Genomic DNA, 17,995 nt, shown 5'->3' on the forward strand with positions numbered 1-17,995 from the left:
TGCGTCGGGAAAGGCACGTCCTGCGCCGGTCCCGGATGTCCTTGATGGCCTTTAAAAGCCTTGCTTCCCGTTTTTCCGGCCCGCCCGCGCCGGCTGGTATGACCCGTCAGGCGCCGCTGCTGGGCATCGCCTTCAAGCTGTCGTCTACCATCGTTTTCTTCATCATGGTCACGGCGCTGAAGATTGCTGCGGAAACCGTGCCTATTGGCCAGCTTGTGTTTGCCAGGAACTTCTTTGGCCTGTTTCCTGTGTTGCTGATGGTGGGCCTGCGCGGCGAGCTGAGCCTGGCCTTTCGCACCACCAATCCCAAGGGGCACCTGTCGCGGGCCGCAATCGGCCTGACGGCCATGGTCTGTTCCTTCACCGCCTTCCATCTGTTGCCGCTTCCCGATGCCACCGCCATCGGCTTTGCAACGCCGCTTTTTGTGGTCGTGCTGGCCTTCTTTCTTCTTGGCGAACAGGTGCGGATCTACCGCTGGGGCGCGGTTGCCTTCGGCTTTCTGGGCATTGTGGTGGTGCTGTCGCCCCATCTGGGGGAAAGCGATCTGGACGCAGGCTCCACCGCCGGGGCCGTGCTTGGTGTGACGGCGGCCGGGTTTGCCGCACTGGCCATGATCACGGTGCGCAAATTGTGCGAGACCGAGCGCACCTCCACCATTGTGACCTGGTTTGCAGCCGCCTCTACGCTTCTGTCACTGCTGACCGTGCCGCTCGGTCTAGTGCTGCCCGGTCAGGCCTGGGTGGTGCCGGATCTTGAAACCGCCGGGCTGCTTGTGCTCATGGGGCTTGGCGGCGGTGCCGGGCAAATCCTCCTGACCCAGAGCTATCGTTATGCAGAAGCCTCCACAGTCGCACCCTTCGACTATGTCAACATGCTCTGGGCGATCCTGGTTGGCTGGCTGGTCTTTTCTGAAGTGCCGGTGCCGGCGGTTGTTGCCGGTGCGTTGATCGTGATTGCAGCAGGTGGTTTTGTGATTTACCGGGAACACAAGCTCGGCCTCGACCGGACCAAGGACCGCCGGGCCTCGACCCCGTCGCGCTCGTGACTGCGGAAAGTCCTGGGGCAGAACGCAACGCCTGCCCGGATCTGGAACCGGGGTCCTGTGAATTGCGGTTGGTCTGAGATGCCGTCAAAGAGCGCGGGGACAATGCCCCGCAACAAAGCGTGCGCAGCATCGCAAGACTTCTGCCCGGCAGGCTATTTCGGTGTGTACTGAAAAGTCTGCACCGGGCTTTTTGAGCCGTCCGGATAGATCAGTTGCACATCGATGCTCTCAACCGAGCCGGGTGGCAGCTCGAGATAGGGTTTGTCTTTCAGGACCGCATTGGGATTGTCCGGATCACACGGGGCCAGCTCCCAGATCTGATCCAGCGCTCCGCCATTTATTCCATAAAACACATAGTCGATGCCGCAGGTCCAGGATTCCAGATGGGTGAAATAGATCAGCTGCTTGCCCTGCCAGTCCCGGAACGACACCCAGTTCGCCTTGGTCATATCCAGAACAGTTTTGATCTGCTCCGGCGGCATGCCCTGGGCGAGGGCGGGCTGGGACAGGGTGGCGGCAAGGCTTGGCAGGGTGGCCGCAAAGGCCAGCAATTTAAAACAGCGCATGCTCATCCTCCAGGTCCGGCACATCGCAATGACGCAGCCAGAGCAAACCGCGTCTCATCTTGTCTGCGTTTCGCTGCCAGACATTCAGAGATGTCGACGCAGGCCGCAAAACGGTTTGAACCCGTTTGACCGTGGCGCCCCCTAGAACGCCTTGAACGTGATAATCGTCTTGGTGTCCTGAATTCCGTCGATCGGATGAACCTTTTCATTGACGAAATGGCCGATATCCGCGCTTTCTTCGACATAGAACTTCACCAGAAGATCATAGTCTCCGCTGGTTGAATAGACCTCGGAGGCGATTTCCGCGTCGGCAATGGCGTTGGCAACCTGGTAGGTCTTGCCCAGCTGGCATTTGATCATCACGAAAAACGGGACCATGGGGTGCTCCAGGATGTTGGCATGAACTGTTCCTGCAAGCACATGGCCGATCTGGCCGCCGCAGTCAATTGCCGCATGGCAGGTCTTCCGGCCGCAAGGCTTGCAATCTCCCTGGAGGCTTGTTAGCAGTGCGGTCTTCTCATGGGGGTGCCCGGCAGGTTTGATCGGGCTGAGAGGCTGCCGCCAACTCCTTGAACCTGATCCGGTTGATCCCGGCGGAGGGAGTTGAGATGAAGACCGTTCCGGCCTCCTGCCAAATGCCTTCCTTCCCTTCTCTCTGATTGGATCATCCGCCTGCTGGAGGCAAGTGCATGAGCCTGTCCGTTGCCGCATCCACACAGCCGCTTGCAGCGGATACCGTCTTCCGCTTGCTTGAGCGGGTGCGCGCGCGCAGCCCCCGTGTTCACACGGTGACCAATGCGGTTGCGCAGACCTTTACCGCCAATGTGCTTTTGGCCATCGGCGCGGTGCCATCCATAACAATTGCGCCGGAGGAAGTGGCCGGATTTGCCGCCAGCGCCGATGCGCTGTTGCTCAATCTGGGCACACTGGATGCGGACCGGCGGCAGGCCATTCCGCTGGCCTTTGACGCTGCCAGATCAGCGGGCCGCCCGGTCTGTATGGATCCTGTTTTTGTCAACCGCTCGCCGGTCCGCTGCGCCTTTGCCCGTGAACTTCTGGGCCGGGGGCCGGATCTGGTGCGCCTGAACGGGGCCGAACTGGAAGCTTTGTGTCCGGACCGGCAAGATGTGGACGCGGTTATTTCTGCTGGCACAGTGCTGGCAGTCACGGGGGCTGAAGACAAGGTGGAGAGCCTGAGCGGAGATTACCGCCTGCAGAACGGCCATCCGCTGCTGGCGCGGGTGACGGCGACCGGCTGCGCGGGCGGGGCGGTTCTGGCCGCCTTTGCCAGCGTGGAGGAGGACCGGGCGCTCGCGGCTGCGTGCGCTCTGTCCGTGTTCAACATTGCCGGGGACGTGGCGGCTGAGCGGGCGCGCGGCCCGGGCAGTCTGGTGCCGGAGCTGCTGGACGCGCTCTATGCTCTGTCGCTGCGCGATATCGAGAGATTGCTGAGAACCGCGTGAGCGGCGTTCCATTCACAAACTGTCAGGAGGGTGTCATGACCGCGATTGCGGTAACCATTGCAGGATCGGATTCAGGCGGTGGCGCGGGAATTCAGGCGGACTTGAAGACCTTTTCTGCCAATGGTGTCTATGGGGCCACTGTTCTGGCCGCGCTGACCGCCCAGAATACGCTCGGGGTCAGCGCCATTCATGAGGTCCCTGTGGAGTTTGTGCGCGCGCAGATGACGGCGGTCTATTCTGACCTCAAGGTGAGTGCGACCAAAATCGGCATGCTGTCGGGCACGGCCATCATCGAAGCTGTGGCGGCTGGTCTGGACGCGGCAGAAACGGGTGCCGTCGTTCTGGACCCGGTCATGGTGGCGGCCTCCGGCGATCCGTTGCTGTCTGACGGTGCGGTGGCGAGCCTGATCGAGTGTCTTTTGCCGCGTGCCGACATCATCACGCCCAATCTCCACGAAGCAGCCCGCATGCTGGAGACAGAAGTTGCGGCTGATGAAGAGGAGATGCGCGCTCAGGCGGAGCAGCTTCTGCGGCTGGGCGCTTGCTCCGTTCTGCTGAAGGGTGGCCACGGGGGGGGCGCTGAGAGTGCAGACCTGTTTGCCGACGGCACGGGCCGGGAGATCTGGCTGCGGGAGACGCGGCTTGAAACGCTAAACACCCATGGCACCGGCTGCACCCTGTCATCGGCCATTGCCGCAGGACTGGCCAAGGGCGAACCGCTGGAGCAGGCTCTTGCAGAGGCCAAACGCTATGTGCATGCGGCGATTGCCGCTGCCGACGATCTGAAGATCGGGGCCGGGCATGGACCGGTGCATCATTTTCACGCCCTTTGGAGCCAGTGACATGCCAGAAGACACCCGTTTATCCTCGAAGTCCTCTTTGAGCCGCCGGGCCTTCGTCGGCGCTGCGACTGGGGGCGCCGCAGCGGCCGGGGCAAGCCTGCTGCCGGCACCAGCGCTGGCACAAGGGGCAGCAGACGCAGTGACCTGGAAGATGGTGACCTCCTGGCCGAAGAACCTGCCGGGACCGGGCGTGACTGCACAGCGGATTGCCGATCAGGTGGCCCGCCTGTCCACAGGGCGTTTCCAGATCCATCTTTATGCGGCCGGAGAGCTGGTGCCTGCCCTTGGTGTCTTTGATGCGGTTTCGGCCGGTACCGCCGAAATGGGCCACTCGGCCTCCTTTTTCTGGCAAGGCAAGATCCCGGCCTCGGTGTTCTTTACGGCCGTGCCGTTTGGCCTGCTGCCCTTTGAGCACATAAGCTGGATCGAGCAGGGAGGCGGCCAGGCGTTGTGGGACGAACTCTATGCGCCTTTCGGGGTCAAGCCGGTCATGGCTGGCAATACCGGTGTTCAGATGGGCGGATGGTTCAAGAAAGAGATCACCTCCCTTGACGACCTGTCGGGACTGAAAATCCGCATGCCCGGGCTTGGCGGCGAAGTAATGCGCCGTCTGGGTGCGGCACCAGTGAGCCTGCCGCCCGGAGAATTGTTTCAGGCCCTTCAGTCCGGGGTCCTGGATGCGACCGAATTTCTCGGGCCCTGGTCCGACCGGGCCATGGGATTTCAAAAGGCCGCCAAATCCTATTATACCCCGGGCTTCCACGAGCCGAACGGCACCAGCGAGGCGCTTTTCAATCAGGCCGCCCTTGAGGCGCTGCCGGAGGACCTGCAGGCGATTCTTCTGGAAGCCTGCCGTGCGGAAAACGGGCGGGCATTGGCGGAAAGCGACTGGCAGAACGCGGGCAGCCTCAAGCTGCTGGTGGAGGAAGACGGTGTGAAGGTCCGGCCCTATCCGGACGCGGTGATGGCGGCCTTGCGGACAATGGCGGCTGAGGTCCTGGCAGACTTTGCCGAAAGGGACCCGCTCAGCCAGCGCATCTATGACAGCCACCGGGCCGCGAAAGAGCGGCTGGCGCCCTGGAGCGATGTGGCCATGCGCAGCTTCTTGTCCGCGCGGGAGGGGGGCGCCTGAGGCCAGTGATCTGTGCAGGAGAGCCGCCCCTTCGGGTGATGGACAGCAGCCCATCGGCAGCGTTGCGCTGCTTGGCCGTTTCACCGCATCGCTCTGCGCAATGCGCCTTGCCGAATAAGCTGTTTTCCAACATCAAAGGGCGCAGACTTATCGTCCGACGCTCTCGCAACGCGTGCCATCAGTTCCGAGTTTGAAAGAGGCTTGGCAAAAGCGCCACTGTTCAGAGCGCAGACTTGCTTCCAAAATCTTCGATTTCCCTATGGGAAGGTGTGACAATGGGGCAACGCTGGAAGAATTAGTGACGTTTGCGGAAGGTGGTGAGTTGTTGCATATTTTTTATGCAATCGAGTGGCCGCCATGTCAGACGTGTGACAAGTGAGCCTATCCGTAGAGTTTTTCAGAATTTTGGATGTGACTGAGTGAGTTTTTGCGGGTATCCGGCGGCTATTTTGCAATGCACAAAGAACTATGCATGCTCTTTGCCCAGAAAATCTATGCTTGAAACTCTGACCTGATTTCGGAAATCCTGTTTTTAGAAATCACGTTTCCTCCGAGGGGAGGGGGATGGGAGAAAACACCATGGTCAGGGCCAATAAAAATCACGCTCTATTTATTTCGACGGCGCTGGGGCTGTCCTTGCTTGCCACTGCGGCGCATGCCGGTGGCTTCGCGCTGCGTGAACAGAGCGCGTATTATCAGGGAACGTCTTTTGCCGGCTACGGCACATCTGGCGGGACGATCTCGTCCATGTACTGGAACCCAGCGTCCTTGATTGGCGCACAGCAGGGTTGGACCTTCGAAAGTCATGGCTCGCTTGTCATTCCCTATTCGGAAATTGATGGCACCTTGAGCGGGGGCGGCCTGGGGACCTCGTCCATCGGCAGCGGGGACATCGCGTCGGATGCGTTTGTGCCGTCAACCTATATTTCCTACCGGGCGGATGAGAAGTGGGTGTTCGGGATCGGCATCAATGCCCCCTTCGGGCTGACGACGAAGCCTGAGCAGAATTGGGCGGCGCAATTCTATTCCCGTTCCTCAAAGGTGTTTTCGGTCAATGTGAACCCAAATGTGGCCTATGAGATCAATGACATGATCGCTGTGGCCGTTGGCTTTCAGGTGCAATATCTCGATGTCAGCCTGAAATCCGCAGATGCGACCTCCGGGGCCGGGTTTCCGAGAAGCAATGAGATTTACGGCGACGGCTTTGGCGTCGGCGTCACGGCGGGCGTGACGATCAAGCCGGTCAAGGGCACGGAAATCGGCATTGGCTACCGGTCCGGCGTCGGGCATGAGCTGAGCGGTCAGCTGTTTTCCGGAGGATCGAGAGCGAATATCAATCTTGATGTTGTGACGCCGGACATGGTGAACATTTCCGCCAAGCAGAAAATCACCGATAAGTTCCGCTTGCTCGGCACTGTGGAATGGACCAACTGGAGCCGCTTGAAGTCACCGGTCGCGACCTCGACCGTGACGGGCAATGCGCTGACCACGCTGCATTTTAACTACGATGATGGCTGGTTCTTCTCGCTCGGCGGCGAATATGACTACAATGACAAGCTGACATTCCGGGCCGGGGTTGGGTATGAAATCTCGCCGATCGACGAGGAGATCCGCTCCACGCGCTTGCCTGACAACAACCGCTGGTGGCTGTCGGCGGGGGCGAGTTATGACTTCAACAAGCATCTGGCCTTTGATGTCGGCTACACGCATATCATCCCGGAATCAACCTCCATCAACATTGATTCCAGCCATCAGGACTTCAACGCGACCTTTGGCACCTTCGTGGCCGACGTGGACAGCAACGTGAATATTCTGTCCGCCGCGCTGCGCTACAAGTTCTAGGGCAAACCGCATTTCATCTTGTTTGCCTTGCGCTGCCTGGCATCGGCGAAATCAACGAAAAAGGCCGGGAGCATATCCCGGCCTTTGGATGGCCTGGGCAGGGCATTGCCGCTGTTGCGGGGCGGTGTCAGAAGGCCGCTGGATAAAGACCGCCATCCATGAGGATGTTCTGCCCGGTGATATACCCGGCGTGGCGGGAGCACAGGAAGGCACAGGTGTGGCCGAATTCAGCGGCGGTGCCGAAGCGCTGTGCCGGAATTTCCGCCGCCTGTTCCGCGCGGATCTCCGCCACGCTCTTGCCGGCTTGTTCGGCCGCGCGTTCAAATCCGCCCTTGAGCCGGTCGGTGTCCATTTTGCCCGGCAGCAGATTGTTGACGGTCACCCCATAAGGGGCGAGCTGGCGGCACACACCTGCCAGGAAGGCGGTCAGTCCTGCGCGGGCGCCGCTGGAAAGGTCAAGCCCTTCAATCGGCATCTTCACCGACAAGGAGGTGATGTTGACGATCCGTCCAAAGCCGCGCGCCTTCATGCCGGGAGCTACGGCCTGCAGCAGTTCAACCGGTGTCACGAAATTCTGTACCGCCCCTTCCAGCATGGCGGCCCGGTCCAGTTCCGTATAGTCGCGCCGGGGCGGGCCGCCATTGTTATTGACCAGGATATCCGGCTCCGGGCATGCGGCCAGCAGGGCTTTCTGGCCCTCAGGGGAGGATACGTCCGCTGCAACGCTTGTAACCGAAACGCCATATTTTGATTGAAGCGCGCTGCGCAGCTCCTCCAGCAGGGCTTCGTTGCGCCCGTTCAGAACGATGCCGCAGCCAGCTTCCGCAAGCGCTTCAGCGCAGCCTCGGCCAAGGCCGCGGCTGGACGCGCAGATGATTGCCTTTTTTCCTTCTAGGCCCAGATCCATGCATATTCTCCTCAGATGGGCAGGCCCGTTCCGGTCAAAAGTGCAAAGCCGCAAGCAGCTCCGCGGTCCATCTTATGATCCTGTTCAACTGGAACGTGGCCGGTACTCTAGACTTAGTCCGGATGACGCAAATTGGCCACAGGGGCAGGGCACCAAGCAGGACGCTTTCCACTTTGTCATAATAATGCAACTTGAATCGCGTCTATAGCGCCCCTAATAGGAATATGGAGAAATGCCATGTCTAGTGCAGAGGCATCGCGTCACTACCGAGCCTTGTTCATCTCAGATATTCATCTGGGCACGCGGGGATGTCAGGCCGATCTGGTTCTGGACTTCCTGAAGGAAAATGACGCTGAAACCATCTATCTTGTCGGTGACATTGTGGACGGTTGGCGCCTGAAACGCTCGTGGTACTGGCCGCAATTGCACAATGACGTGGTTCAGAAGATCCTGCGCAAGGGCCGCAAGGGCGCCCGGATTTTCTATATCCCGGGAAATCACGACGAATTCCTGCGTAACTTCCTCGGCACCCATTTCGGCGGTGTGGAAGTGACCGACAGCATTGTGCATGAATCCGCTTCCGGAAAACGCTATCTTGTCATTCACGGGGACCAGTTCGATGTGGTCATCCGCCATGCCAAGTGGCTGGCCTTTTTCGGGGACAAGGCCTATGTCACCGCGCTCGGGGTCAACACATGGCTCAATGTTGTGCGCCGCCGTCTCGGCCTGACCTACTGGTCCCTGTCAGCCTGGGCGAAGCTGAAGGTCAAGAATGCTGTCAGTTTCATCGGCAGGTTTGAGGAAACCCTGTCGGATGAAGCGCGCCGCCAGGGGGTGGATGGGGTCATTTGCGGCCATATTCACCATGCGGCTGATCAGGATATGAACGGCATCCACTATATCAACACCGGTGACTGGGTGGAGAGCTGCACGGCTGTCGCCGAACACCATGACGGGACGTTTGAGGTGATCCGATGGGTGGACAAGACCCAGGTGGGAACCGTGCCGGCCAAGTCCAAGGAAGCGCCGGTCGCCGCATGAGTTCCATCCTGATCGTAACGGATGCATGGCATCCCCAAATCAATGGTGTGGTCAGGTCCCTGGAGAGGACGGCAGAAGCGCTGGAAGCCATTGGCGTGCGCGTAGAATTCCTGACGCCCCAGGCGTTCAAAACCCTGCCATGCCCGACCTATCCGGAAATCCGCCTGTCGCTGACCCATCGCGGGATCGTGCGCAGGAAGATCCTTGAATTTGATTGCGAACATCTGCATGTCGCAACGGAAGGCCCGCTTGGCATTCTGGCAGCCAGTGTGGCCAAAAAGGCCGGAGAGCCTTTCACCACCAGTTATCACACCCGCTTTCCCGAATATGTGTCTGCGCGGCTGCCGGTGCCGCAATCCTGGTCCTATGCCTGGCTCCGCCGGTTCCACAATGGGGGCTGCGGCTGCATGGTAGCGACCAAATCGCTGGAAAACGATCTGAGAGCCCGGGGCTTCACCAACCTGATGCGCTGGTCCCGTGGCGTGGATGAGGACCTGTTCAAACCTTATGAAGGCTCGGTGCTGCCAGCGGATTTGCCGCGTCCGGTATTCATGTATGTGGGCCGGGTCGCGATTGAGAAAAACATCAGGGCTTTTTTGGATCTGAAACTGAGCGGCTCCAAGGTGGTCGTCGGCGATGGGCCGCAGCTGGACAGTCTGCGGCGGGAATATCCCGACACCTATTTCACCGGCGCCAAGGTCGGCGAAGATCTGGCGCGCCACTATTCAGACGCGGATGTGTTTGTTTTCCCCTCGCTCACAGATACGTTCGGCAATGTCATGCTTGAGGCGCTCGCCTGCGGCGTTCCGGTGGCGGCTTTTCCGGTCATGGGCCCGGTGGATGTGATTGGCGATACGGGGGCGGGGATTTTGTCGGAGGATCTGCGCGTGGCCTCGGAGGCCGCTCTCGATATCCCGCGGGAGCATTGCCGCAAGATCGCTATGAATTACACCTGGGCGGCCAGTGCCCAGCAGTTTCTGGACAATTGCATCGCAGCCCGGGATATTCACAACCGCCAGGAACTGGATGCGCGGGCGGCGGAATAGGCCAATCAGGCAGCCCCGTCCGCTCGAAGAGGCCGTTCCGTTGTGAAAGGCCGGGGCCAGCACCGGGGTAATACATAGCGTCATTCCGGCGGCCACTCTCCTTTTATGCCTCTTGGGGCGTGTGCTACGACCCCGCATCATAGGCTCAGGAGAGTGGCCGCCGGAATTACGCTATGTATAAGTCTACCCTTTCGAGCAAATCGCGTTTGATTGGTTTTGTCTGTCACTGCCTGACATCAGAGATTTCAACGCACAAGACACTGCAGTTTGTATCCGGATGAACACGATACGCTCCAGCCTCTGTCCCGGTGGTCTATTTCCATATTGATGTAGGGTGGAAAGCCCACTACTCCTTCGGGTGTTCCTGCCAGCCCAGAAGGTGTTCCCATGACCGACGCGTCCGTTCCATCTCCCGAAAGCAGAGCTGTTGCCTCAGGTAAGGCTGTGACCATTGAAGATGTGGAGCAGGCGGCCCGCCGGATTAAAGGCCAGGCCGTGTACACACCGCTTCTGAACCATCCCGCGCTGGATGAGCGGGCGGGGGCGACAGTCCTGATCAAGCCGGAAAACCTGCAGCGCAGCGGGTCCTTCAAATTCCGCGGGGCTTTCAATTGCCTGAGCCAGATCCCGGAAGAGGACAGGAACAAGGGGGTGGTTGCCTGTTCGTCCGGAAACCACGCCCAGGGCGTCGCCGCAAGCGCCAGGATCCTTGGTCTGTCGGCGACCATCGTCATGCCGGCCGACGCTCCGCAGATCAAGCTGGACCGCACACGGGACTTTGGGGCAAGCGTCGTGACCTATGACCGGGAGCGCGAAGACCGGGATGTGATTGCCGCTCAGATCTGTGCTCAGACCGGAGCGACTTTCGTTCATCCTTATAATGATCCGGCGGTGATTGCCGGACAGGGGACTATTGGGCTGGAAATCGCCCGGCAGGCGGAGGAGCTAGGGCACCGGCTGGACGATGTTCTGGCCTGTACCGGCGGGGGCGGTCTGTCCAGTGGTGTTGCGCTGGCTCTCGCGCACCGCACTCCGAAGGCCTTGTTTCATACGGTGGAGCCAGCCGGGTTCGATGATTACAAACGCTCGCTGGAAGCGGGCACCCTTCTGTCCAATTCCAGGAAATCCGGATCTGTCTGTGATGCCCTGCTTTCTCTGGCGCCGGGAGAGGTTGGTTTTTCGATCCTTAGGAAACTTGCAGCAGAGGGATTTGTTGTCACGGACCAGGAGGTTCTGGAGGCCGTGGCCTTTGCCTTTACCGAGCTGAAATTGGTGGTGGAGCCTGGCGGGGCCGCTGCACTTGCTGCGGTTTTGTCGGGAAAACTGCCCGTTGCAGGGAAAACCATCGCTCTTGTTCTGACCGGTGGGAACATCGATCCGCATATGCTGAACAAGGCTCTTCAAAGTTAACCTATCGTTAGCCTTCTGCCGGGTAATTACAAACCATAAGATGTGCTTGGTTGCAATGCTTGGAAGTCATTGTAAGCGGCGTCCGGCACGTCTTAGTGCTTTTGCGTTAAAGGTGTGCAGGCGGCCTGAGTTCTTTTTTGCCAAGAAATTTCCCTTGGGCATGAGATCAATGGGCAAGCATCCGGAAGCTGACCGGTTTGAGACCAGCCGGTTCTGTTTTCTTGAGACGGTTGAGCGCCAGATGCTCAAAGTCAGGTTCGGCGGAACACGCCGGAGACGCAAAGTACTCCTTTAGTCATGGGTTGTTTTCCCCGGCATCTTCTGCATTCGGGGCGTGCGGACTGATGGCATTTCATTGAAGAGAGGGCTGAAATGCAAAGCAGCGGTTTGAAGGACCGCCTTCGGTTTTTCAATTTTTCCGAAGACGACGGATCGCTTTCAAAATCAATTTGGCCGGTGCTCAAGGCAGAGCTGCCGCAGATTTTGGAGAGCTTTTACAAACATCTGAAAAGGGAGCCGCATCTGGCGGAGCTGATCGGGACCCAGCAGGACCGGTTGATTGCTGCGCAGGTGGCCCACTGGGAGGCCTTGTTCACCGAAGGGCCAACGGAGATCTACGTGGAGCGGGCGGAGCGGATTGGTCTGGCCCATGTACGGATCGGCCTGGAGCCGACCTGGTATATCGGCGGCTATTCCTTTGCACTTACACAATTGAACACGCTCTTGATTGGCAAGCGCTTTCAGTCCTCGGGCAAAAAGGTGCGGGTAGTCAATCTGGTCAACAGGCTGATCATGCTGGACATGGATATGGCGATCTCGACCTATCACAATCAGATGGTGGCCGAGGCGGTGGCGCGTGAAGAACAGATGAAAAGCGCGGTTGCCAGCTTCGAGCAGGCGCTTGGTGGGGCCGTCGGGGCTCTGGGCGAGGCGTCGCAGGAGCTGCAGGCCTCTTCCGGAGCGCTCAGCCAGGAGACGGGGGCTATCGGCGAGCGCATGTCCGTCATGGATGCATCATCCGCGGAAACGGCCAGCGGCGTCCAGTCCAGCGCAACGGCCACAGAAGAAATGTCCGCCTCCATTGCCGAAATCGGCCGTCAGGCCGGTCAATCGCGTGAAATGGCCCTGAAGGCCGTGGAAGGCGCGCGCAGCACCAACCAGTCAGTGACCAAACTGGCAGGCTTTGCCGATCAGGTCGGATCTGTGATCGGTCTGATTTCCGATATTGCGGGACAGACCAATCTGCTGGCGCTGAATGCCACCATTGAGGCGGCTCGTGCCGGGGAAATGGGCAAGGGCTTTGCCGTTGTGGCTGCGGAGGTCAAGGAATTGGCCAGCCAGACGACAAGGGCCACGGAAGATATCACGGAACAGGTTGCCAGCATTCAGCAGGCAACCCAGCAGTCGGTGAGCGATATTGAAGGTATCACTGCGCTGATCTCCGATCTGTCCGACATTGCTACCGGCATTGCCTCGGCCGTGGAGCAGCAGCGCGCTGCGACCGAAGAAATCACGGCCAACGTCCAGCTTGCCGCCACAGGCACACAGGCTTTCACGGACGAGATTTCAGCCGTGCGCGGGTCTGTGGGCAATGTGGAGGGAACCGCTGGAGCGATCGAAACCATGTCGGCAACCTTGAAAAACCAGGCCGACGGGCTTGGCCAGCAGGCGGAAGAGTTCTTCCGCAAAATCAACACGGTCTCTGCTGGGTGAAGCTGCTGCGGTCGTGCCAAACTCTTGCGTGTCGCGTTCAGATGGTTCCAAACCGTTTTGTCTTTGGCGGTGAAATCTCTGATGTCAGACAGGGGAAGACACAGCCGGTGAAAAACGGTTTGCTCTGGGGTGCGACGTGCTCCAGGGCGATCCCGCAAAAGGGAGCCTGATCAGCCTGCGGACATTGCTTTCAGTTCCCGCTGCAGGACGGGTGGCAGGGCGAGCCCGCTGCCCCTCTGGACAGGCCGGAGGGCGGGAATACCGGATACGAAAAAGGCGCAGCCGGTGACAGCTGCGCCTTATTTTAAGAACCAATCTGGAAACGTCAGTTGAAGAGGGCCTGACGCTCGGCTTCGGAGAGTTGCTCCAGCGGATCGGTTTCCGACGCGTCTTCAGTGGCGGTCTCTTCGGTCATTTCCCAGGCCGCATCCGCATCGGCTTCCGCGTCTGCAGCATCCTCTGCTTCAGCAGTCTCGATTTCTGCGTCTGAGTCACTGCTGGCCTCTGCTGCGCCCGCTTCCACTTCGCTGTCGAACAGTTTTTCAATGGCGGCTTCGTCCAGCGTTTCGTCGGTCTCAGGGCTGTCAAAGACATCGCTGTCCGCATCCGTGTTGTCGTCAGATGGCTGCGGAGCGATCGCTTCTTCCGGGGTGGAGGCGAACATGTCGTCAATGGCAGATGCATCCATCGGCTCGTTGCCGTCCGCCATAATGGCGTCCACATCGGCCTCGCTGGCAGACGCTTCGGTGCCGTCGGTTGCACCGGTCTCGTCCAGAGCAGCGTTGAAGACGTCGTCACTGACGGACATCAGTTCATCGACACTGTTCTGAGAGACTGCAAGCCCATCCTTCTGGGGCCCGTTGAGCAGATGAGCATCCGGGCGGCTGTCGACGGGACCGGCGGTCTCCTCGGCCTTCAACCCGTCAATGCCCCAGATGCCGATCATCAGGTTGATCCGGCTTTCCAGATAGCGGAGCACCTGCACAACCTTGTTGGTGCGCTGGCCGGTGAGATCCTGGAACGAGCAGGACATGAAGATTTCTGTGGCCTTGGCATCAATGTTGTCGCAGGCACCTTCGTCCGCGCCGTTTTCGCGCAGTATCCAGGCCTGTTCCTGGATCTGTTCAGCGGCTTCCAGAATGGACTGTGTAGCGCCTTCGGTCTGGGTCACAATGGCATCAAGCTCGTGGGAGGCATCGACGAACCGGTTGCTGTCGTCACCTTCATCGGCCTTGATATTGGCGATTTCAGCCTTCGTCCGCTCAATGGCTTCATGCATATCGGCAATGTCGAGGCGGATCTTGTCGAGATCTGGCACCTCACGCTGGCGGGTGACGACCTTTTCAAGCCGGTGAATCGCACCCAGAATCTCGGTCGTTTCCGGAGTCTTGTTGCGATTCAGAAACTCTTTCAGGAATCGCCGCCCGCGATCGGATTCCATCAGGGTCTGTTCTAGAGTGTGATATTCGGCCTCGCCGATCACCTCCGGTTCTGCCTGTCGTGCTTCCGCTTTCATATGGACGCGTTTCTCAACTTGCCTAAGGGACGTGTGGTGCCGTAACAAGGCCACCATCGCCTCTATCTTAGGATGAAAAACGTTAACATCCCTTTATAGCGGCCAGGCCTGAGGCCCGGACAATGCACATATGACAAAACTGCCAAGCAGTCTTAGCGCAAAAGTGGCTGCGCTGTTTGCCTGCCACTTTTTCGGGTTCGGTCTGTTTCTTCCGTTCTTTCCTCTTCTTCTGGAATTTCGAGGAGTGAGCGCAGCGGAAATTGGTTTTATTCTTGGGCTGGGCACAATGCTCCGTACGGCGGCCAGTCCGGTTTTCGCAAATATTTCAGATAGAACGGGCCAAAGGCGTCTGTCCGTCCTGGTGTATTCAGTCTTTGGGGGCGTCTTTGTTGCCTTGTTGTTTTTGCCCGGAGGCATTTGGCTCGCCGGGACGGCGGTGATTGGCTACATGGTGCTTAAGGGTCCCGTTCTTCCGCTAAGTGATGCCTACGCGCTGGACGCGGCCCGCAACACCGGCGCGGACTACGCGCGAATGCGGCTTTGGGGATCTGTGGGCTTTGTGCTGGCCAATTTTGCGGGGGGGAGTCTCGCAACGGAAAGCACGAGTTGGCTCCTGCTGGCATTAACCGTTCTGGCCTCCCTTGCAACCGGAGGTGTGGTCATGAGCCTGCCCCGGCAACCGCGCGGCAAGGCGGAAACGGCGCCATCAGGACCTGGCGGGGAGGCGCCGTTCAGGCGTCTGTGGTTTTGGCCGGTGCTGGCGGTTCTGGGTCTGTTTCAGGCCAGCCACGCCGCGCTCTACGGGTTCGGGACCATCTATTGGCAGTCAATCGGGGTGCCCGATGTGGCCGTCGGCGTGTTGTGGGCGGTTGGGGTTGGAGCCGAAATTGCCCTGTTTGCGGTCGCCGGATACCTGTCCAGACGTTTTGACCCGCCGGTTTTCCTGATGGCCGCCGGTCTTGCGTCTGTAGTGCGCTGGGGGTTGATGCCCTTTGCGGATAATCTTGTTTACATCGGTGCCTTGCAGCTTCTGCACGGCTTTACCTTTGGCGCGGCCCATCTGGGGGCTGTTGCGATTCTGGCCCGGGTTGTCCCTGCCCGATGGGCCGGAACAGGGCAGGGGCTTTTTTCTACCTCCATCGGACTTCAAATGTCTGCCGGTCTTGCTGTGTCCGGAGTTCTGTTCGAACGGGATCCCCAGTCGGCTTTTTACGTCATGGCCGCAGCGGCGGCCGTTGGAACGGCGGGCGTGCTCTTTCTGACGCCCCTGATTCGCCGTGAAATGCGGCACAGAGAGGCTGAAGTCACCGCGGCGCACTGAAAAACGCCCGGTACGGGACCGGGCGTTTGAAGGCGGGGCGAAGGATGTGACGCTGAAATCTCAAGTTTCAGCCCCACAGGGCCGCCTCAGGCGGATAAAGCGTGCTTCCCTCAAAGGTCAGGCCGGGCGAGCGGTCTTCTGACAGGAGCAACGGGCCGTCGAGATCGACAAACTCCGCCTTTTGCGCCAGCAGTACAGCCGGGGCCATGGCCAGAGACGTGCCGAGCATGCAGCCGGTCATCACCTTGAAACCGGCAGCCTGGGCGGCGGTCATGAGCGCAAGCGCTTCTGTCAGCCCACCTGCCTTGTCGAGCTTGATATTGACCGCGTCATATTTGTCCTTCAGCCCGTCCAGCCCCTTGCCGGGGGACAGGCTCTCATCGGCGCAGACCGTGACCGGCCGTGCCGTTGTGGCCAGCAACCCATCTTGCCCGGCGGGCAGGGGCTGCTCGACCAACTGGACACCGGTCTCCAGACAGGCAGTCATATTGATGTCAAAACAGCTGGTATCCCATGCCTCGTTGGCATCCACGATCAGGGTGCTGTCCGGGGCGGCTTTGCGTACAGCCCGGATGCGGGCATCGTCTCCGGCCCCGGCCAGTTTGACCTTCAAAAGGGGGCGGTGAGCAGCTTCGGCCGCCTTGGCGGCCATCGTCTCCGGTGTGCCGACGCTGATGGTGAAGGCGGTGGTCACAGGCTGCAGCGCTGCCAGTCCGGCAAGACTGGCTGCGGACGTGCCGGCGCGTTTGGCTTCCAGGTCCCAGAGCGCACAATCGACCGCGTTTCGGGCCGCCCCTGCAGGCATGGCGCCCTGCAGGTCTGCGCGGGACAGGCCCTCTTTCAAAAGCGGTGCGATCTCCTCGATCTGGGTCTGAACGCTTTCAAGGGATTCGCCATAACGCGGATAGGGTACACATTCCCCGCGGCCGCTCAGACCATCTTGCGAGACGGTGGCCATCACGACCTGCGCATGGGTTCTGGTTCCCCGGGAGATGCTGAAACCGCCCGCGATTTCAAATCTCTGAGCCTCGATGCTGACGGTCCGGTTCATGGCGCACCGAAGTCGGCGGCAACCTTGTCGACAATCGCTTCCATGCCGTAACGGACCGGATCGGTGGCTGGAAGCCCATGTTCCTCGCCCACCTTGGCCAGAAACGCCCGGGATTCGGCATCGTCCAGGGAGGATGTGTTTACGGCAATGCCGATGCAGCGGATATCCGGATTTGTCAGGCGGCCGCATTGCAGGGTCAGGTCGATCACCTGCTGAATGCTCGGCAGCGGGGTGTCAACGCCGCGCATCTTGGTGCGGGTCGGCTCGTGACACACTATGAAGCCGTCCGGCTGGGATCCGTGCAAGAGGCCAAGCGTCACACCGGCAAAGGAGGGGTGGAACAGGGAGCCCTGGCCTTCGACGATCTGCCAATGGTCGTCATCAGTGGCCGGGGAGATCCACTCGGCCGCCCCGGAAATGAAATCTGCGATTACGGCATCAAGGGCAACCCCGCGCCCGGAAATGAAGACACCTGTCTGGCCGGTGGCACAGAAGGAGCTTTTGTAGCCCCGCTCGGTCATGGCCTTATCCATGGCCAGTGCGGTGTATTTCTTGCCGACGGAACAGTCGGTCCCGACCGCCAGAATGCGTTTGCCGGAACGTTTGGTGCCCTTGCCGGTGGCAAAGGTCATGTCGTTCTGGCGCACATCAAAGAGTTGCCTGCTATTGCGCTCCGCCGCTTCGCGGATTTGCGGCACATCACCAAGGCGCACATGCAGCCCCGAGGCCACATCCAGACCCGAATCAAGGGCGTCCACGACGGAGGCAATCCAATGGTCGGGCAGGCGCCCGCCCGCATTCACGGCGCCGATGATCATGGTCTTGGCGCCTGCAGCCACCCCTTCCGCGATGGACATGTCGGCAAGGCCGGTATCGGCGGCGCATCCGGGCAAACGGACCTGGCCAATACACCAGTCCTTGCGCCAATCGACGATACCCGTGGCGGTCTTGGCCGCAAGGGCATCGGGAACGTCACCGAGGAACAGAAGGTAAGGGTGGGCAATTTCCATGGAGAGAGCTTTCAAGTGGCTGCTGGACGATAAACTTCTCCATCAGGTATACGGGGGATATAGAACCAGCGGCAAGAGGGCAGCCAGCC

16 protein-coding genes and 1 riboswitch are annotated in these 17,995 nt (G+C 59.9%); of the genes, 10 read left to right on the forward strand and 6 right to left on the reverse strand.

What is annotated here, in order from left to right; all coding sequences use genetic code 11:
- Nucleotides 1–44: 44 nt before the first annotated feature.
- Complete coding sequence (locus ACXAIC_RS01260) at nt 45–1,046, forward strand: DMT family transporter (RefSeq protein ID WP_475172739.1); 1,002 nt, start codon at nt 45–47, stop codon at nt 1,044–1,046.
- A gap of 152 nt (nt 1,047–1,198) precedes the next feature.
- On the opposite strand, the gene ACXAIC_RS01265 is transcribed toward ACXAIC_RS01260, so the two are convergent.
- Complete coding sequence (locus ACXAIC_RS01265; RefSeq protein WP_475172740.1) at nt 1,199–1,612, reverse strand: hypothetical protein; 414 nt, start codon at nt 1,610–1,612, stop codon at nt 1,199–1,201.
- A gap of 141 nt (nt 1,613–1,753) precedes the next feature.
- Nucleotides 1,754–1,990 carry an Lrp/AsnC ligand binding domain-containing protein gene (locus ACXAIC_RS01270; RefSeq protein ID WP_475172741.1) on the reverse strand — a complete coding sequence of 79 codons (237 nt, stop codon included), beginning with the start codon at nt 1,988–1,990 and terminating at the stop codon, nt 1,754–1,756.
- 133 nt (nt 1,991–2,123) lie between these two features.
- Nucleotides 2,124–2,232: riboswitch (TPP riboswitch) on the forward strand.
- A gap of 69 nt (nt 2,233–2,301) precedes the next feature.
- On the opposite strand from ACXAIC_RS01270, the gene thiM reads away from it, so the two are divergent.
- The 4 genes from thiM (at nt 2,302) to ACXAIC_RS01290 (ending at nt 6,891) form a co-directional block, all read left to right on the forward strand.
- Nucleotides 2,302–3,075, forward strand: coding sequence for a hydroxyethylthiazole kinase (gene thiM / locus ACXAIC_RS01275; protein WP_475172744.1), 774 nt, complete (start codon nt 2,302–2,304; stop codon nt 3,073–3,075).
- Between the two features lie 35 nt (nt 3,076–3,110).
- The gene (gene thiD, locus ACXAIC_RS01280) at nt 3,111–3,917 is read left to right on the forward strand and encodes a bifunctional hydroxymethylpyrimidine kinase/phosphomethylpyrimidine kinase (RefSeq protein ID WP_475172746.1); all 807 of its coding nucleotides are present in this window, start codon (nt 3,111–3,113) and stop codon (nt 3,915–3,917) included.
- A gap of 1 nt (nt 3,918) precedes the next feature.
- Nucleotides 3,919–5,049: a TRAP transporter substrate-binding protein gene (locus ACXAIC_RS01285; RefSeq protein ID WP_475172748.1), complete on the forward strand. Its 1,131-nt coding sequence runs from the start codon at nt 3,919–3,921 to the stop codon at nt 5,047–5,049.
- 579 nt (nt 5,050–5,628) lie between these two features.
- A complete protein-coding gene (locus tag ACXAIC_RS01290) occupies nt 5,629–6,891 on the forward strand; it encodes an OmpP1/FadL family transporter (RefSeq protein ID WP_475172751.1) in 1,263 nt (420 codons plus the stop codon).
- 127 nt (nt 6,892–7,018) lie between these two features.
- Here ACXAIC_RS01290 and ACXAIC_RS01295 read toward each other — a convergent pair whose 3' ends face one another.
- A complete protein-coding gene (locus ACXAIC_RS01295) occupies nt 7,019–7,798 on the reverse strand; it encodes an SDR family oxidoreductase (protein WP_475172753.1) in 780 nt (259 codons plus the stop codon).
- A 237-nt stretch (nt 7,799–8,035) separates the two neighbouring features.
- Between ACXAIC_RS01295 and ACXAIC_RS01300 the strand changes: the two genes are divergently transcribed.
- The 4 genes from ACXAIC_RS01300 to ACXAIC_RS01315 all read left to right on the forward strand — a co-directional run bounded on the left by ACXAIC_RS01300 (nt 8,036) and on the right by ACXAIC_RS01315 (nt 13,008).
- Nucleotides 8,036–8,839 (forward strand): UDP-2,3-diacylglucosamine diphosphatase, encoded by an 804-nt coding sequence (locus tag ACXAIC_RS01300; RefSeq protein ID WP_475172755.1) that lies wholly within the window; start codon nt 8,036–8,038, stop codon nt 8,837–8,839.
- On the forward strand, nt 8,836–9,885 hold the full coding sequence (locus ACXAIC_RS01305) for a glycosyltransferase family 4 protein (protein WP_475172757.1): 1,050 nt from the start codon (nt 8,836–8,838) through the stop codon (nt 9,883–9,885). The genes ACXAIC_RS01300 and ACXAIC_RS01305 overlap by 4 nt, the downstream gene beginning before the upstream one ends.
- A gap of 387 nt (nt 9,886–10,272) precedes the next feature.
- On the forward strand, nt 10,273–11,295 hold the full coding sequence (locus ACXAIC_RS01310) for a threonine ammonia-lyase (RefSeq protein ID WP_475172759.1): 1,023 nt from the start codon (nt 10,273–10,275) through the stop codon (nt 11,293–11,295).
- Between the two features lie 372 nt (nt 11,296–11,667).
- Nucleotides 11,668–13,008 carry a protoglobin domain-containing protein gene (locus tag ACXAIC_RS01315; RefSeq protein WP_475172760.1) on the forward strand — a complete coding sequence of 447 codons (1,341 nt, stop codon included), beginning with the start codon at nt 11,668–11,670 and terminating at the stop codon, nt 13,006–13,008.
- Nucleotides 13,009–13,333: 325 nt separating this feature from the next.
- On the opposite strand, the gene ACXAIC_RS01320 is transcribed toward ACXAIC_RS01315, so the two are convergent.
- Complete coding sequence (locus ACXAIC_RS01320; RefSeq protein ID WP_475172762.1) at nt 13,334–14,524, reverse strand: protein phosphatase CheZ; 1,191 nt, start codon at nt 14,522–14,524, stop codon at nt 13,334–13,336.
- 130 nt (nt 14,525–14,654) lie between these two features.
- Between ACXAIC_RS01320 and ACXAIC_RS01325 the strand changes: the two genes are divergently transcribed.
- Nucleotides 14,655–15,845, forward strand: coding sequence for an MFS transporter (locus ACXAIC_RS01325; RefSeq protein ID WP_475172764.1), 1,191 nt, complete (start codon nt 14,655–14,657; stop codon nt 15,843–15,845).
- Between the two features lie 67 nt (nt 15,846–15,912).
- Here the strand turns inward: ACXAIC_RS01325 and dgcA are convergent, their stop codons facing one another.
- Nucleotides 15,913–16,896, reverse strand: a complete 984-nt coding sequence (dgcA, locus tag ACXAIC_RS01330; protein ID WP_475172766.1) for an N-acetyl-D-Glu racemase DgcA — start codon at nt 16,894–16,896, stop codon at nt 15,913–15,915.
- Nucleotides 16,893–17,906: an N-acetyltransferase DgcN gene (gene dgcN, locus ACXAIC_RS01335; RefSeq protein ID WP_475172769.1), complete on the reverse strand. Its 1,014-nt coding sequence runs from the start codon at nt 17,904–17,906 to the stop codon at nt 16,893–16,895. The genes dgcA and dgcN overlap by 4 nt, the downstream gene beginning before the upstream one ends.
- Between the last annotated feature and the right edge of the window lie 89 nt (nt 17,907–17,995).

The sequence above is a fragment of the Roseibium sp. AWQ4_254 genome (assembly GCF_056161025.1).

Excerpts from the sequence above, each read along its gene's own strand:
- ACXAIC_RS01260 (WP_475172739.1), top strand. The coding sequence starts at position 45 with ATGGCCTTTAAAAGCCTTGCTTCCCGTTTTTCCGGCCCGCCCGCGCCG.
- ACXAIC_RS01265 (WP_475172740.1), bottom strand. The coding sequence starts at position 1,612 with ATGCGCTGTTTTAAATTGCTGGCCTTTGCGGCCACCCTGCCAAGCCTT.
- ACXAIC_RS01270 (WP_475172741.1), bottom strand. The coding sequence starts at position 1,990 with ATGGTCCCGTTTTTCGTGATGATCAAATGCCAGCTGGGCAAGACCTAC.
- thiM (WP_475172744.1), top strand. The coding sequence starts at position 2,302 with ATGAGCCTGTCCGTTGCCGCATCCACACAGCCGCTTGCAGCGGATACC.
- thiD (WP_475172746.1), top strand. The coding sequence starts at position 3,111 with ATGACCGCGATTGCGGTAACCATTGCAGGATCGGATTCAGGCGGTGGC.
- ACXAIC_RS01285 (WP_475172748.1), top strand. The coding sequence starts at position 3,919 with ATGCCAGAAGACACCCGTTTATCCTCGAAGTCCTCTTTGAGCCGCCGG.
- ACXAIC_RS01290 (WP_475172751.1), top strand. The coding sequence starts at position 5,629 with ATGGTCAGGGCCAATAAAAATCACGCTCTATTTATTTCGACGGCGCTG.
- ACXAIC_RS01295 (WP_475172753.1), bottom strand. The coding sequence starts at position 7,798 with ATGGATCTGGGCCTAGAAGGAAAAAAGGCAATCATCTGCGCGTCCAGC.
- ACXAIC_RS01300 (WP_475172755.1), top strand. The coding sequence starts at position 8,036 with ATGTCTAGTGCAGAGGCATCGCGTCACTACCGAGCCTTGTTCATCTCA.
- ACXAIC_RS01305 (WP_475172757.1), top strand. The coding sequence starts at position 8,836 with ATGAGTTCCATCCTGATCGTAACGGATGCATGGCATCCCCAAATCAAT.
- ACXAIC_RS01310 (WP_475172759.1), top strand. The coding sequence starts at position 10,273 with ATGACCGACGCGTCCGTTCCATCTCCCGAAAGCAGAGCTGTTGCCTCA.
- ACXAIC_RS01315 (WP_475172760.1), top strand. The coding sequence starts at position 11,668 with ATGCAAAGCAGCGGTTTGAAGGACCGCCTTCGGTTTTTCAATTTTTCC.
- ACXAIC_RS01320 (WP_475172762.1), bottom strand. The coding sequence starts at position 14,524 with ATGAAAGCGGAAGCACGACAGGCAGAACCGGAGGTGATCGGCGAGGCC.
- ACXAIC_RS01325 (WP_475172764.1), top strand. The coding sequence starts at position 14,655 with ATGACAAAACTGCCAAGCAGTCTTAGCGCAAAAGTGGCTGCGCTGTTT.
- dgcA (WP_475172766.1), bottom strand. The coding sequence starts at position 16,896 with ATGAACCGGACCGTCAGCATCGAGGCTCAGAGATTTGAAATCGCGGGC.
- dgcN (WP_475172769.1), bottom strand. The coding sequence starts at position 17,906 with ATGGAAATTGCCCACCCTTACCTTCTGTTCCTCGGTGACGTTCCCGAT.